The following is a 15579-nucleotide window of genomic DNA, read 5'->3' as shown; positions in this document are numbered from 1 at the left end:
GGAAAATAAGAGTTTTATACATGCTCACGTTTATGTGATATTTTGTGAGTATTCAAAAATAAAAATTCGTGATTATGTATCTCTTAAGGAAACAGATTGGTTTACTTTGATTTGTTCCACGATTTAACCCTTCAGGAGATAGATTATGTTAAAGTTTGTTAAGAAAATTGCTTTGTTTGTTGGATTGGCAGTATCCGTTGCGGCATTTGGTAAGGCTGCCGTAGCAGAAACAAGTGTCGTTGGTGCATCAGGTTATGACCTTGTGTCTTACCATCAAGATGGCGGCCCGGTTCGCGGCAATGGTAACTTCACATTTAACCACAATGGCACAGATTATCTATTCAGCAGCAAAGAGAATGCGGATCAGTTCGCAGCTGCACCGGAAAAATATCTTCCAGCTTATGGTGGCTACTGCGCATATGGTGTAAAATTCGGTAAAAAATTCATCGCAGATCCAGAAGCATGGAAAGTAGTTGATGGTACATTATACTTAAACTTGGATGAAAAAGTGCAGGCTCTTTGGGTTAAGGACATCCCAACATATATCAACGAAGCAAATGCTGAGTGGGTAAGCATCGAAAACACACCAGCATCTGAACTATAATATTGGCACAGATATCTGTGACCCAACTTAAGGGGAGTCTTCAGGACTCCCCTTCTTTGTATTTGCGGGCAATTACTCTGAAGGTGCCTTTTTGGGAAAGATTGCTGATTGCTTCAAAAAGTTTGGTCGTGACCTCCTTGGGGAGGCCTTTGCGGGAAATCATCAAGTGCATGGGGATGGATTGAAGAATTATCCCTGTATCTATAACTTGATTTTTCTTATCTATCTGTTTGAGATGGTAATTAAAAACGGCGCGTTCTTCGACTGTGCCATCAATGCGATTATTGACTAGTTTTAAAACGTTTAATGCTGGCGTGTTTGCGTATTCTATCTGGTTTCGTAATGCAGGGGCATCAAGATCAAGGATTTCGCCATATAAATAACCGCTCACGAGCCCTAGCTTGAGTTTTGAGTTTAAAAAACTGTTAAAAGAACTCGTATTTAATCCATTGCGGATGAATAAGCCTCTTTCAGCAAATCTATAGGCGGGGGAGAAATAGACGAATTCTTGCCTTTCCAGATTCATCAGGGCGGATGTTGCAATATGAATACGACCCGAACTCAATTCCTGTAATATACGTTTCCATGGACGTGATACCCATTTGATTTTACAACCTGTTTCTTGTCCAAGGGCTTGCAGGATGTCGAAATCATATCCGCCTTCAAGTGGCCCATTTGGGGCGATTAGAAAAGGCGGGTAATGTTCATAGCCAACCAAGATATCCGTTTCACAAGCATTTTGAGCATACGCTGGTGATGTTACATGAAAGAAACAGGAAAAAAGAATCGCCGTGCTGAATTTGGATCTGCGACATATTCTAAAAGTAGCTTCTTTAAGTTGGCGAAGTTTTCTCATGCTGGTCAGAGTAGTGCCTTTTGGCTTTTTCAGCAAGAAAAACAGCGCGTCTGATGAGGGGCAGATTTAGAATGATTCTATCCAAAAAGGGGTTTTGAAACAGCTATTGTCGCTTTTTTTAAAATTTAATCCGATACGTCTATACAAGTGTGAGTCGCCTGTGGTTACTGGCTTCAAGATGTATTCGTATCTGCTAACAAAAGGTGGGGGTAGGAATTTATGGGAAATTTACAGGGGACTCATATTGCAAGGCTAGGTTCGCTGTGCTAAACGAAATCCGCTTGTAAGAAAAGGTTTGGGCTCGGAAGTGATTTCGGGTAACTAACTGCGCAAGCATTAACTTATGTTTTCATAGTGTTGGAAGAGGGGTCTCGCAACCGTGGCAGCCTCAAGTAGTATTAAAGAGATTGCCGGTCGTTATGCGACCGCATTGTTTGAGTTGGCTGAAGGTGCGAAAGCATTGGATGTCGTGGCGGAGGATCTTCGTCACATTCAAGCAGGTCTCAATGAGAGTGATGATCTGGCCGCAGTATTACGCAGCCCGGTCATGAGCCGAGAAGATCAAGGTAAAGCCATGAGCGCCGTTTTGGACAAAATGGGTGCCAATGATCTAACTAAAAAATTCGTGGGTTATGTTGCTGCAAATCGTCGTTTGTTTGCAATGGAAGCCATGATCACTGCATACCTGGAAGCCTTGGCGACAAGCCGTGGTGAGGTAACCGCAGAGGTGGTATCTGCCAAGTCAATGACTAAGACACGTTTGAGTGCAATTGAAAAAGCAATCAAAGCTGCTGTCGGTGGTAAGGTAGCCATCAATCATTCTGTGAACCCGGATCTCATCGGTGGGCTAACTGTTAAAGTTGGTTCCCGCATGATTGATGCATCCGTGAGCACGCAGTTGTCTAAACTCAAGCTTGCAATGAAGGGAGCTTAGGGATGGAACTCCGCGCGGCGGAAATTTCCGCGATCCTTAAAGACCAGATTGCTAATTTCGGCGCAGAAGCCGACGTAGCAGAAGTAGGTCAAGTGATCTCAGTGGGTGACGGTGTTGCCCGTGTACATGGTCTGGACAATGTTCAGGCTGGTGAGATGGTAGAATTCCCAGGTGGAATTAAGGGTATGGCCCTTAACTTGGAAACCGATAATGTCGGTGTCGTGATCTTTGGTTCCGACCGTGATATTAAAGAAGGTGACACAGTTAAGCGTACCGGTGCTATCGTGGACGTACCAACAGGCCGTGGTCTGCTTGGTCGTGTTGTTGACGGTTTGGGTAACCCAATCGACGGCAAAGGTCCAATCGAAGGCGCTGAACGTAGCCTTGTTGAAGTAAAAGCACCTGGTATTATTCCACGTAAATCTGTACATGAGCCAGTACAATCCGGTATTAAAGCGCTAGACGCATTGGTACCAGTTGGCCGTGGTCAGCGTGAATTGATCATTGGTGACCGTCAAACAGGTAAAACAGCCGTTGCAATCGATGCAATCTTGAACCAAAAGAAAATCAACGATGGCGATGACGAGTCCAAGAAATTGTACTGCGTTTACGTTGCTGTTGGTCAAAAACGTTCTACAGTTGCACAGGTTGTGAAGACTTTGGAAGCTATGGGCGCTATGGAATATTCCGTAGTTGTTGCTGCGACAGCATCTGACCCTGCTCCATTACAGTTCTTGGCACCTTATACAGGTTCTGCGATTGGTGAATACTTCCGTGATAACGGTATGCATTCCTTGATCATCCATGATGACCTATCCAAGCAAGCTGTTGCTTATCGCCAAATGTCCTTGTTGTTACGCCGTCCTCCGGGTCGTGAAGCGTATCCAGGTGACGTATTCTACTTGCATAGCCGTTTGTTGGAACGCGCTTGTAAATTGAACGAAGATAACGGTTCCGGTTCCATGACTGCTTTGCCAGTTATTGAAACAATGGGTAACGACGTATCTGCGTTTATTCCTACAAACGTTATTTCCATTACCGATGGTCAGATCTTCCTAGAGACAGATTTGTTCAACAAAGGTATTCGTCCGGCGATTAACGTTGGTCTATCCGTATCTCGTGTAGGTTCTGCTGCTCAAACCAAAGCAATGAAAAAAGTTGCTGGTTCCATTAAGGGTGAGTTGGCTCAGTATCGTGAGATGGAAGCGTTCTCTCAGTTCGCATCCGATCTTGACGCTGCGACACAGAAACTATTGGCACGTGGTGCACGTTTGACCGAGTTGTTGAAGCAGCCTCAGTTCTCTCCACTAACAGTGGCTGAACAGGTTCTTTCAATTTACGCTGGTACAAAAGGCTACATTGACGACATCGCCGTTTCTGACGTTGGTCGTTTTGAAGCTAAGTTGCTGGAACATGCAAATAACGAACATGCGGGTTTGATGGATGAAATCAACTCCACAGGTTTGTTGTCTGAAGAGTCTGAAGACAAAATGAAGGCTCTATTGGACGCATTCGCTAAAACTTTCGCTTAATTAAGCGGAAGGGTTGATTTTAACCTAGGAACCAAAGGACAGGTAAAATGCCAAGTCTAAAGGATCTCAGAAACAGTATTGCCAGTGCGCAATCTACGCGGCGTATTACGTCTGCCATGAAAATGGTAGCAGCCGCGAAGTTGCGCAAAGCGCAGTCCGCAGCTGAAGCTGCTCGGCCTTATGCTGAGAAGATGGAAGCTATGTTGGGCTCGCTGGCGTCTGGAGCTGTGGCATCTAATGCCCCGAAATTGCTCGCTGGGACCGGTAAGTCTGACACGCATCTTATTGTTGTTGTGTCTTCTGACCGTGGTCTTTGCGGTGGTTTCAACGCAAATTTGGTTCGCGATGTTCGTGTAAAAGTAAATGCACTTCAAGCTGAAGGCAAAACTGTAAAGCTAATTACCATTGGCCGTAAGGCTTCTGGTCAGCTTCGCAGTGACTTGGGTTCTTTATTCGTAGAAACCTACGATGAATTATCCAAGCCTGAGCCTAGCTTTGAAGGTGCTGATACTGTTGTCCGCAAAATTACAAATATGTTTGATAATGACGAATTTGACGTTTGTACTATCTACTACAACAAATTTGTAAATGCTTTGACACAAGAGGTTACACCTCTTCAACTTATCCCATTCGCGCCTGCTGAAAATGCAGGTGCAGATGAGGCAACAGATGGTGCTGCTCCTTATGAGTATGAACCAAATGAAGGGGCTATCCTTTCTGCCTTGTTGCCTAAAAACCTGTCTGTACAGGTTTTCCGCACCATGTTGGAAAGCTTTGCTGCTGAGCAAGCTGCCCGTATGACTGCGATGGATAACGCGACAAGCAACGCAGGCGACATGATCGACTCGTTAACCATTACCTACAACCGTTCGCGCCAAGCTCAGATCACAAGTGAGTTGATCGAGATTATCTCTGGTGCGGAAGCATTGTAAGCCGGAAGGAATAGTTACAATGGCAACAAAAAATGTTGGTAAAATTACGCAGGTACTCGGCGCTGTTGTCGACGTGCAGTTTGATGGCGAATTGCCACCAATTTTGAACGCCCTGCATACCGAAAACACTGGTAAAACTCTTGTGCTAGAATGTGCTCAGCATTTGGGTGAGAATACAGTTCGTACCATTGCTATGGATGCGACTGAAGGTTTAGTACGTGGCCAGGAAGTTGTTGATACTGCTGACAGCATCAACGTTCCAGTTGGTCCAGAAGTACTTGGCCGTATCATGAACGTGGTTGGTGAGCCAATCGACGAACGTGGTCCAGTTGAAAACAAAAAAACATACCCAATTCACCGTGAAGCTCCTGAATATGTAGAGCAAGCGACTGAAACAGAACAGTTGGTAACTGGTATTAAGGTTATTGACTTGCTTACCCCATATCCAAAAGGTGGTAAGATTGGTCTGTTCGGTGGTGCTGGTGTTGGTAAAACAGTGACAATTATGGAGCTGATCAACAACATCGCTAAAGGTCACGGTGGTTACTCTGTATTCGCGGGCGTTGGTGAACGTACTCGTGAAGGTAACGACTTGTATCACGAGATGATCGAATCCGGCGTTATCAACTTGGATGGTGAATCCAAATGTGCGCTTGTATACGGTCAGATGAACGAGCCTCCAGGGGCGCGTGCACGTGTTGCTTTGACAGGTTTGACACAGGCGGAATACTTCCGTGATGAAGAAGGCCAGGATGTATTGTTCTTCGTAGACAACATCTTCCGCTTCACACAGGCTGGTTCTGAGGTGTCTGCGTTGTTGGGTCGTATTCCTTCTGCGGTGGGTTATCAGCCTACGTTGTCCACAGATATGGGCGCGATGCAGGAACGTATTACATCCACAAAGAAGGGTTCCATTACATCTGTACAGGCCGTTTACGTACCTGCCGATGACTTGACTGACCCTGCACCTGCTACAACCTTCTCTCACTTGGACGCGACAACAGTATTGAACCGTTCTATTGCAGAGATGGCGATTTTCCCAGCTGTGGATCCATTGGATTCTACATCCCGTATTTTGGAACCAAAAACAGTTGGTGAAGAACATTATTCCGTAGCTCGTAAAGTTCAGCAAACACTTCAGCACTACAAAGGTCTACAAGAGATCATCGCGATCTTGGGTATGGATGAATTGTCTGAGGAAGATAAATTGGTTGTTGCGCGTGCGCGTAAAATCCAACGCTTCTTGTCTCAACCTTTCCACGTAGCGGAAGTATTTACAGGCTCCCCTGGTAAATTCGTTGACTTGGCTGACACAATTAAAGGCTTTAAAGGCATTGTGGAAGGCGAATACGATGATATTCCAGAAGCAGCATTCTATATGGTGGGTAACATCGACGAAGCTGTAGAAAAAGCCAAGAAACTTGCTGCAGACGCTGCATAAGACGCTGATTTAAGGAGAAGGGCCAATGGCTGAAACAGTCAAATTAGATCTGGTATCCCCTGAGAAACTTCTGATGTCCAAAGATGTCGAAATGGCAATCTTACCGGCAGCAGAAGGTGACATGGGTGTGTTACCTGGCCATTCTCCGGTAATCTCTACAGTACGTCCGGGCACAATTGCTGTGTTCAATGGCAATACTGTGGAAGAGCGTATTTTTGTAGCAGGTGGTTTCGTTGAAGTGAACGAAGAAGGCTGCATCATTCTCGCTGAAACAGCGATCCCTGTATCCGAATTGGATGCAGCTGCTGTTCAAACAGAAGTAAGCAATCTTCGCGACGACGTGAACGCCGCTAAGGATGACGCAGAAAAAGCTGACGCGGAAGCTGCCTTGGCAATTGCCGAAGCTAAGCTGGAAGCTGTTCAAGCGCCTGCATATTCCTAATATGCGCTTATAGATTGCCGGAAGGCGTCTAAAAAGTTTTTAAGAAACGCTCGTAGATTTTTCTATGGGCGTTTTTTTTGTTCTCTTTTTGATCTTGACATCGAAGAGTGAATTTAATATAGAACAAAATAGAAACAAATTAATAGGTGGAATATGGGTGGTATAGCAACCGAACAAAATAAAAAACAATCTTTCAATAAAGCCTCTACAGGTCAAAAAGTAAATCTGTTCGATATTGATGATAGCTTTGATCAGAGTGAGACAGTGACAAATTTTGCTTGGGGGACACCTTCCACAGGTGGCTCAAGTTTCAACGATTTGATGAGTGAAAATCTAACAACCTCGTCACAAAATATTAATAAAAAGAACATATCAAGTACAAGTGGTGAGAAAGGGAGTGAAATTGATGAATTGTTACATGATCCGCTTGATAGTGAATATCAAGAGATAGAAGATGATACGGCGATAGCTGAACTTGCAAAACCAAATAATCAAGCGGGTAAGTTAATGCTGGCGCGTCAAAAAGATCTGGCTGAACAGCAAAAGAAAGCCTCAAATTCAAAATCGAAAAGGGCGGGAATTAAAGAGAGGCAGTCGGCCATAATAAACCAACAGGCCATGGCCCCTATGGTGCCCAAATCGGCGCCTACAGAAACGAATTCTAGTTTTGATGTTTTATTCAAACCTGCCCAGACCGATACAGGAAAGAAAATATCAAAAAAAATAACGGACATACTTGGTGGGGCGAAATTAGCAAATAAACCGCTTACAGAAGATATGGGTCGTCAAGCAATACGGATGCGTCTTGACACACCGCCTCATGCTATGAAGGACCGTGAAGACATATATAAAGCTGAAGAAATAATTTATCGGGAACTGGATAAGCCCAATCCGAATATTGGGAATATTCTGGATCGTATCAATCCTAAAGCCAAGCAGGATATTTTGACCAGTCCTGCTTTATTTGAGCGTATCACAGATGTGCAGTCACTCCGAAACCATGGTGATTATAATGCATATCAACAAGAAAAAGCTGTTTTACTCAAAGAAATCGACGAGGCTTATACGGATGGTCACATGTTGAAAGATAATCTTCTCTATCGACTGGATCCAAATAAAAATCTTGTACCCGGGTATCAGTTGACATCGGAGGAATTTAACTCGCCAGAGGTTATGAAATCTATTCAAGAGAACGAAGCCTTCAAACAAAATGTATCCGAGGAATATTTTGAGAAACGTGGGCAGATTGTTCAAAAATACCATACAGAACAAAATAAATTGATGGAAATAGCCTCAATTCACCATAAGGCAACTCGAATACGGGAACTCTCCGCCGAAATTAAGATACTGGATAATAAACCAGATCGTACTGTGAAAGAAATGCAGCGATTAAGAGTGCTGGAAGGTCATCGTAACCAATTGTGGAAAACTGTGCATGCCTATCAGCAGAAACGCAAGCTGGAAGGGCAAAAGTGGGACGGAAAACTTGCATCCCTTGAGGCTGATATCAAACAGCAGGCCAAACAATCGGTGGAAATATATAAAAAACTTCTTTTAACACCGGGGTTGCCTCACGCCAAATATGATCCGGCGGCGGCAGAAGCGCAGGAAGCTATGGAAAAAGGAGATTTGGAACGTGTTCTTGAACTCGGTTTTGATCTATCCAGTTTTGTACCTGTTGGTGCGGTTCGGAAAATTGTCGGGACGAGTGCTGCTGGCGTTATTCAATGGGGGAACTGGGCTGGTAGTGCATATAGCACCGTGAAGGCAGGGCAACAGGCACGTCAGAAGAATTTACAAGATATTCTTCGGGAAAATAAGGTTGATCTAACCAATCCCAAAGCGGTGGAGACTTTTTTTATTTCCAACCCTGATCTGCAAATGCAACTCGCCATGACACAACTTGCCGCCTCCCTTGGCTCTCATCTCAGCAGTCACCTGACAGGCAAAATTGCGAGGGATATATCCGGCGGAGATCCGATTGCAGAGAAAGGAATGGAGAAAAGTATACAAAGTATAGGTGACTATTTATTGGACTAATAAATTAATCTAGCGAGTGGGTATATTATCTTTTATCCACTCGTTCCCCTTTTCTTCGAGTTCATCCAGTAGTTCTTGTGGTAATCCTATTTTAAGGGCAATTTGAGTCAGATTCTGCGCTAACGGGTGATCGAGGTTCTTTGAAACATATAACCAGATCAATCCTTGCTTTTGTAATTCTATATTATCAACTTGATCAATATATAACTTTCCTAGGTTGTAAAATACGCTTGGGCTTTTACCACCGAAAGCTTTATAATAATATTCTTCAGCTTTTGCAAAATCGTATTCGAAATTTAACCCTCGCCTATATAAATTGCCGATTCCAATATTAGCTTTGTCATTACCCGCCTTAGCGAGTGGAAGCCATATTTCGTAGGCGGTTTTATAATCGCCTGTGTTATAGGCTTGCTTTCCTGTTTCGTAATCATTGGCGAAACTTGAGGCGGTAAATAACGGAGACGTTATTAACAGACAGAGGATAAAACTTAAAATCAGACGCATGGGTTTCTCTTTCTTTATATTTGAATAATGAAAGGCTTTGTTAGGTTTTTCAATTACTATTGAGAAATTGAAAAATAAATCAAAAGGGTTTGGAGTTGTTATTCAGCTTGCGGAGGAGTAAGACATTTTTTTTGCGAAAATTAAGTGCCTTTGCAAAGGTAGCATATTTCGGAGTTTCTTAATGTCTTTTCTGGCAAACCCTACCTCGTCCATTCTTGTTTTTGGTGCCATGCATATGGATAAGCTGGCCCATTGTATTCGTCCCTTTATGGCGGGTGTTTCTAACCCGGTGAAAAGTGAATTTGCGGTTGGTGGTGTGGGCTTTAATATTGCACGTAATTTAAAACAACGTCGTTTGAATATTGGAATGGTGTCTTGCGTTGGGGAAGACCCAGATGGGCGCTATGTAAAGAAAAGCGCAGAAGAATGGTCGATCAATATTCATTTGGTGCAAGTATCAAAAAGAAAGCCGACTGCAACCTATACAGCTATCTTGAATAATGATGGAGAGCTGGCGGCCGGCCTGTCTGAGATGGATATTTATGACTTGCTAAGTGTGGAACGTTTAGAGCCTTATTTACAAGATTTCTATCGCTATCCTTATTGGGTGATTGATGCGAATTTACCTGCAGAAACCATTGAATGGCTCGGCAAACATAAAGGCGACAGTAAAATCCTTGCTGCACCTGTCTCTGTTGTAAAAGCGGAACGTTGGCAGCTTGCCTTGGAAAATGCGGATGTCTGGATTGGAAATGGGACTGAGGCTACTGTGCTATCTGGTGTGCTCGTAAATGATGCGGAATCTGCACAAATTGCGGCAGATAAGCTTATTACCATGGGGCCAAAGCTGGCGGTGATTACTATGGCCGCTGATGGCGTCGTTGTTTCATCTGAAGAAACAAAAGGGCATTGGTTTATTCCACCGACAGAGGTAAAAGATGTGAATGGGGCCGGGGATTCATTCTTCGCGGGTTTCACAGCAGCCCTTTCTAAAGGCTTTGGCATAGAAAAAGCCGCATCGATGGGAATATCGGTTGCAAGTTTAACAACCGAAAATGATGGTCCGGTTATTAAGGATTTAAGTGATGAGATGATTGAAGCACGTATGCGTCAATTGCCTGATCCGGTTATTCTATAACAAGTTATTTTATAATCTATATTTGGGAAGAATTTAATGAACGAATTTCTAGAGATTTCCGCGGAAGTGAAATCTGCACTTGATGCGGGTAAGGCTGTGGTTGCACTTGAATCCACAATTATTACGCATGGCTTGCCTTGGCCACAAAATAAGGAAATTGCTTTGGACTTGGAAGCTGCCATTCGTGAAGAAGGCGCTGTGCCCGCAACGGTTGGTATCATTGAAGGTAAAATGATTGTCGGTCTTTCTGAAGCGCAAGTGACTGACATGGCGCAAATGAAAGATGTAGTAAAGGCCAGCCGTCGTGATCTGGCGACAGTATGTGCGTTGAAACAAAATGGCTCTACAACTGTGGCTGCAACTATGATTATCGCCGCGATGGCAGGTATCCGTCTTTTTGCGACTGGTGGTATTGGCGGCGTTCACCGTGGCGCAGAAAGTGATTTTGATATTTCTGCCGATTTAACCGAATTTGCCAAAACACCCATTTGTGTTGTGTGCGCAGGTGCTAAATCTATTTTGGACTTACCAAAAACTTTGGAGTTTTTAGAAACACAAGGCGTGCCATTGGTTGGATTTAATACCAAGAATTTCCCTGCCTTCCATTCCCGTGAATCCGGTTTAAGTCTGGATGCGTCTGTTGCCAACGCGGAAGAAGCAGCCGCTATGTTAAAGGCACGTGATCACCTTGCACTTGGTGGTGGCGAAGTGATTGCAAACCCGATCCCGGAAGTGGATGCGATTGCCAAAGATGTGGTGGATCAATGGGTATCAAAAGCACTTGCTATGGCAGCAGAGCAAGGCGTGACGGGCAAGGCGGTGACACCATTCTTACTGGCCCAATTAGCCGATATCTCTGATGGCGAAAGTATCAAAGCAAATCTTGCCTTGATCTTGAATAACGCACGGGTGGCCGCTCGTATCGCAATTGCATATTGTGATGCTTAACAGGCTTTAGCCCTAGGAAAGTTTTCTGAATTGTAGTGGGCTCATTCCTGTCTTTTGCTTAAAGCGCGAAGACATATGAGCCTGACTGCTAAAGCCACATTTTAAGGCGATTTCTGATAAGGCTAGTTCGCTTTCACCAAGTAACTCTTTCACCTTTGCAATACGGCGAGAAAGTACATATTGATGCGGGGCTTCATTCATGCTGGTTTTGAACATGCGTGCAAAATGAAAGCTGCTCAAATCCACTTCCCCGGCAAGATCATCAATTGTAATATTTTGATCAAGAGAGGCTTCCACATAATCTTTTACCTGCTTTAAGAGATAAGGGGCCAATCCACCTTTTATTGGCGAGATAGCTGCTTGCCTATTTGTATAATGCCGCATCAAATGTTGAATCATAAGCTGGCTTGCATTTGAGATGCTCATTTGATCCGCAGCACTATCCCAGTTCAATGGGGTAATAACATCACGACAAAGATTTTGAATAAGAGGGTCCGTATCATAAGTTAGATCTTTGAGTTCTACCAAACGGCTGTCCATATCATAATTCTCTTCAATGATTTTATTAAAGTAATCCTCTTTAAAATAGAGATGGATGAAGTGAAATTTGGACTCAATACTCCATTCCGATGTAATGCCAGCAGGCATTAAACAAATAGCCCCGGGATAACCGTGATCTGTTGTGCGATAAGGTGAATAATGGCGTCGCGTACCTTTACCGCCCCTTAAGTAGAAGCTTAATGTGTGGTGGTTTGGTTTTTCATAAACCGCATATCCGCCCGCATTTTCCCATGATGCCATAGAAAAACCCTGCCCTAGATCGATGGATCGAGGGGAATAAGCGCCTACTTTCTGTAGGGCCTGGAATATGTCGGCTTCTTCAGGTCTCATAATAGGGTCTTTATAATATTTCCCCTCTTACTTGGGAAGGATCGTGAAAGATAAAACAGCAAGAATATATAAAAACCGCAATAACGAAGAAGATTTATTTGAGGGATGAGCTTAGTAAAACTTCGTAACTTGGAGAAAATAAAAATGAATGCTGTTCTATATCTTTCAACGATCCTTATTTGGGGCACCACATGGTTAGCTATTGCCTTTCAGATTGGTGAGGTTGCCGTTGAGGTTTCCGTTTTTTACCGATTTGCTTTAGCCGCAATTTGTCAGATTATTGTATTGATATTACTTAAGAAGTTGAACTGGGTTCCATTCAGGCAACATGGGTGGATGATGATCCAGGGCTTATTACTATTCTGTGTGAACTTTCTGTTTTTCTATAATGCGACCAAATACATCCCAAGCGGTTTTGTCAGTGTCGTCTTCTCCATGGCAACGATTTTCAATTTACTAAATGGTTTTGTTGTCCTAAGGCGTATGCCGCCCATGCAATCAGTCATCGGCGCCTTGATTGGTGTTTGCGGGATCATCATGATTTTCTGGCCTGACCTCACTACAGGTGATTGGCGGGGGGATCGAATTATTGGGTTGGCGCTCGCGACTGCCGGTACATTTTGTTTTTCTTTAGGGAATTTAGTCTCTCAACATCAGCAGAAACAGGGACGTAATGTTCTGACTGCCAATAGTTATGCGCTGGTTTATGGCAGTTCAGCTTTACTGGCCTGGTGTATGGTGAACGGATATGAATTCAATCTTGAATTAACAGGAAAATATCTGGGAAGTTTGTTTTATCTGGCAACCATTGGAACGATAGTTGGGTTTGGTTGCTATTTGGCATTAGTTGGAAGAATTGGACCTGATCGGGCGGCCTATTGCACCGTCCTTTTCCCTATTGTTGCACTAACTCTTTCCACTATTTTTGAAGGATATGAATGGACGATATTAAGTATTTCCGGTGTGATGATTACTTTGTTAGGAAATGTGATTGTTTTCTCTAAATTCAAAATGATGTCGTCACAACTCGTCAAAGCATGAAAAATGCGCGGGGAATTTATCTCCGCGCGTTTTTTTAAAGCGCGATCAATTCGACAACTAAAGCAGCCATTTGTCGCTGAACGTATATGAAGATAGCTAACATCTTCATTACTTAAAACTTCTTTGGCATAATTTTCAATCTCTGACGGCGGTACAATTTTTCCGGTACCATAGAAGATACTGTCATCTTCTTTATAACCTTTCACCAAATAGGATTCTCTTTTCAGAAACATTTCGGGCGTTGCGCTTGTTTCAGGATAGCGAGTGCAAGCATGTTTATGCAGGAATATCGGGCCTGTTTCTGTGAAGGGTTGATCTTTTTCAAAAGGTTTATAGGCAAGTAGGAAAAACTCTTCCCCTTCTTCGATATCTTGTTGGCAGTGCCGGATGGGAGGCCTGATCCATCAGAAATGCCGGATTGCGGTTTTTGACCATATGCATCTAAACCACCATTCCAGTAATGTTCCGCATCTTTGGTCGGCATGGATGTAAATTGAATATTAGCCATTTTGAAATTCCCTCATCATTTGTCTAGGGGGGAATTTATGTGAAATATATTCTTCTCCCCACCCGTTTCTTGGTAGCGGATAAAAAAAACGCCTATCAATTTTGATAGGCGTATAAAGTAGGGTCGGTGCGGTACCTAAAACCGAGGGAGATACTGTCAACCGACCAACCGGTTGAATTGAGTTCGTATGCTCGGTAATTCAAACAAACTCCAGTAATGCGTTCTAGGAGGCTTATGGAATTGGAAGGGCTAATCTGACAAAGCCCTTCCGCCCCCTCCCAGATGCACAGTTTCTCTTAGTGGAACTGTGCAGTTTCAGTAGATTCACCCATCGCAGTGGTAGAACTTTCACCTTGGGCTGTCGCATTGTTCACGGCATCGAAGTAGCTTGTGCCAACTTCATGTTGGTGGCGTGTTGCTGTGAAGCCATTGGCTTCAGCTGCAAATTCTGCTTGTTGCAATTCAGAATATCCAGCCATACCACGATCGTTATAAGCGCGTGCCAATTCAAATGTTGCGTAGTTCAAGCTGTGGAAGCCTGCCAAAGTGATGAACTGGAATTTGTAACCCATTGCACCAATTTCACGTTGGAATTTTTCCATTGTTGCCACATCAAGATGTTTCGCCCAGTTAAAGGATGGAGAGCAGTTATATGCCAACATTTGATCCGGATATTCTTTGCGGATTGCTTCGGCAAATTTCTTAGCTTGATCCAAATCTGGGGTAGAAGTTTCCATCCATAATAAGTCCGCATATGGTGCATAAGCAAGGCCACGTGCAATACCCATATCCATGCCACCTGTAATGCGATAGAAACCATCCGCTGTACGTTCACCAGTTAGGAATTCATGATCGCGCTCATCAATATCGGAGGTGATCAATCGTGCTGATTCAGCATCTGTACGTGCCATGATGATAGTTGGCGTGCCCATTACATCTGCGGCCAAACGTGCGGAATTCAAGTTACGAACTGCTTGTTGTGTTGGCAGAAGAACTTTACCACCTAGATGGCCACATTTTTTCTCAGAAGCAAGCTGATCTTCGAAATGCACACCAGCTGCACCAGCTTTGATCATTGCTTTCATAAGTTCAAATACGTTTAACGGACCACCAAATCCTGCTTCTGCATCCGCCACGATAGGTGCAAACCAGTCGATATCCGTTGTCGGTTCACCATTAAGGCGCTCCATTGTCTGGATTTGATCCTGACGTTGGAAGGCTGAATTGATGCGCTCAACCACCTGTGGAACAGAAGATACAGGATATAAAGATTGATCAGGATACATGTTGCCAGAATTATTTGCATCCGCAGCTACCTGCCAACCAGATAGGTAAATAGCCTTTAATCCCGCGCGGATATGTTGTGTTGCTTGGCAACCTGTATAAGCACCCAATGTGTTTACATATGGTGTTTCTGTGATCAGTTTCCAAAGTTTTTGGGCGCCCATCTCAGCCAGAGTATGTCGGATTTGAACAGAACCACGAAGTTTGCGCACATCATCCATTGAATAATCACGACGTGTTGTTGCCCAACGATCTGGTGCGTAATCCGGTGCAGGAAAGTTTTCACCTTTACCTTCGTCGCCATTCCAGTTGAATTCGATACCTAGATTGTCAGTCATTTTCTTGATCCTTTTCAATCTTTACAATTAAAATTTACAAAATTTGTTTAAATGAAACTTGCTTTTTATGTTCTGAGTAAAGACCTTCAAGCCCGCTTCATTCCTTGTTGAATATTTGATAGCGCATAGCTGTGATTGAATTCAAC

14 protein-coding genes and 1 pseudogene are annotated in these 15579 nt (G+C 43.7%); 10 read left to right on the top strand and 5 right to left on the bottom strand.

The window, feature by feature from the left end; genetic code table 11:
- Positions 1-145 precede the first annotated feature (145 nt).
- Complete coding sequence (locus tag E1160_RS04085) at positions 146-604, top strand: YHS domain-containing (seleno)protein (protein ID WP_155153725.1); 459 nt, start codon at positions 146-148, stop codon at positions 602-604.
- Positions 605-644: 40 nt separating this feature from the next.
- Here the strand turns inward: E1160_RS04085 and E1160_RS04080 are convergent, their stop codons facing one another.
- Entirely contained in the window at positions 645-1460 is an 816-nt protein-coding gene (locus E1160_RS04080; RefSeq protein WP_155153724.1) for a substrate-binding periplasmic protein, read from the bottom strand.
- 379 nt (positions 1461-1839) lie between these two features.
- Between E1160_RS04080 and E1160_RS04075 the strand changes: the two genes are divergently transcribed.
- From E1160_RS04075 to E1160_RS04050, 6 genes are all read left to right on the top strand, one after another.
- Positions 1840-2394 (top strand): F0F1 ATP synthase subunit delta, encoded by a 555-nt coding sequence (locus E1160_RS04075; RefSeq protein ID WP_328597116.1) that lies wholly within the window; start codon positions 1840-1842, stop codon positions 2392-2394.
- 2 nt (positions 2395-2396) lie between these two features.
- Complete coding sequence (gene atpA / locus E1160_RS04070; protein ID WP_155153723.1) at positions 2397-3926, top strand: F0F1 ATP synthase subunit alpha; 1530 nt, start codon at positions 2397-2399, stop codon at positions 3924-3926.
- 47 nt (positions 3927-3973) lie between these two features.
- Positions 3974-4858 (top strand): F0F1 ATP synthase subunit gamma, encoded by an 885-nt coding sequence (locus tag E1160_RS04065; RefSeq protein ID WP_155153722.1) that lies wholly within the window; start codon positions 3974-3976, stop codon positions 4856-4858.
- Positions 4859-4877: 19 nt separating this feature from the next.
- A complete protein-coding gene (atpD, locus tag E1160_RS04060; protein WP_155153721.1) occupies positions 4878-6299 on the top strand; it encodes a F0F1 ATP synthase subunit beta in 1422 nt (473 codons plus the stop codon).
- Between the two features lie 25 nt (positions 6300-6324).
- A complete protein-coding gene (gene atpC, locus E1160_RS04055) occupies positions 6325-6741 on the top strand; it encodes an ATP synthase F1 subunit epsilon (RefSeq protein WP_155153720.1) in 417 nt (138 codons plus the stop codon).
- A gap of 153 nt (positions 6742-6894) precedes the next feature.
- The gene (locus tag E1160_RS04050; RefSeq protein WP_155153719.1) at positions 6895-8781 is read left to right on the top strand and encodes a hypothetical protein; all 1887 of its coding nucleotides are present in this window, start codon (positions 6895-6897) and stop codon (positions 8779-8781) included.
- A 9-nt stretch (positions 8782-8790) separates the two neighbouring features.
- Here E1160_RS04050 and E1160_RS04045 read toward each other — a convergent pair whose 3' ends face one another.
- Positions 8791-9285: an SEL1-like repeat protein gene (locus E1160_RS04045; RefSeq protein ID WP_155153718.1), complete on the bottom strand. Its 495-nt coding sequence runs from the start codon at positions 9283-9285 to the stop codon at positions 8791-8793.
- A 181-nt stretch (positions 9286-9466) separates the two neighbouring features.
- Between E1160_RS04045 and E1160_RS04040 the strand changes: the two genes are divergently transcribed.
- Together E1160_RS04040 and E1160_RS04035 are read left to right on the top strand one after the other, a co-directional pair.
- Positions 9467-10423 (top strand): carbohydrate kinase family protein, encoded by a 957-nt coding sequence (locus E1160_RS04040; protein ID WP_155153717.1) that lies wholly within the window; start codon positions 9467-9469, stop codon positions 10421-10423.
- Between the two features lie 36 nt (positions 10424-10459).
- Complete coding sequence (locus tag E1160_RS04035) at positions 10460-11371, top strand: pseudouridine-5'-phosphate glycosidase (protein WP_155153716.1); 912 nt, start codon at positions 10460-10462, stop codon at positions 11369-11371.
- 12 nt (positions 11372-11383) lie between these two features.
- Here the strand turns inward: E1160_RS04035 and E1160_RS04030 are convergent, their stop codons facing one another.
- Positions 11384-12172 carry a helix-turn-helix domain-containing protein gene (locus E1160_RS04030; protein WP_218048712.1) on the bottom strand — a complete coding sequence of 263 codons (789 nt, stop codon included), beginning with the start codon at positions 12170-12172 and terminating at the stop codon, positions 11384-11386.
- A 234-nt stretch (positions 12173-12406) separates the two neighbouring features.
- Here E1160_RS04030 and E1160_RS04025 point away from each other — a divergent pair, with 234 nt between their 5' ends.
- A complete protein-coding gene (locus tag E1160_RS04025) occupies positions 12407-13303 on the top strand; it encodes a DMT family transporter (RefSeq protein WP_218048711.1) in 897 nt (298 codons plus the stop codon).
- Positions 13304-13404: 101 nt separating this feature from the next.
- On the opposite strand, the pseudogene E1160_RS17505 reads toward E1160_RS04025, so the two are convergent.
- Both E1160_RS17505 and aceA read right to left on the bottom strand, forming a co-directional pair.
- Positions 13405-13671: pseudogene (locus E1160_RS17505) on the bottom strand (DUF1203 domain-containing protein); the annotation flags it as partial.
- Positions 13672-14107: 436 nt separating this feature from the next.
- Entirely contained in the window at positions 14108-15433 is a 1326-nt protein-coding gene (gene aceA / locus E1160_RS04015) for an isocitrate lyase (RefSeq protein ID WP_155153714.1), read from the bottom strand.
- Positions 15434-15579 lie beyond the last annotated feature (146 nt).

Origin of the sequence: Curvivirga aplysinae, assembly GCF_009711445.1 — a bacterium.
Taxonomy (GTDB): domain Bacteria; phylum Pseudomonadota; class Alphaproteobacteria; order UBA8366; family Aestuariispiraceae; genus Curvivirga; species Curvivirga aplysinae.
This window is presented reverse-complemented; position numbering and strand designations above follow the sequence as displayed.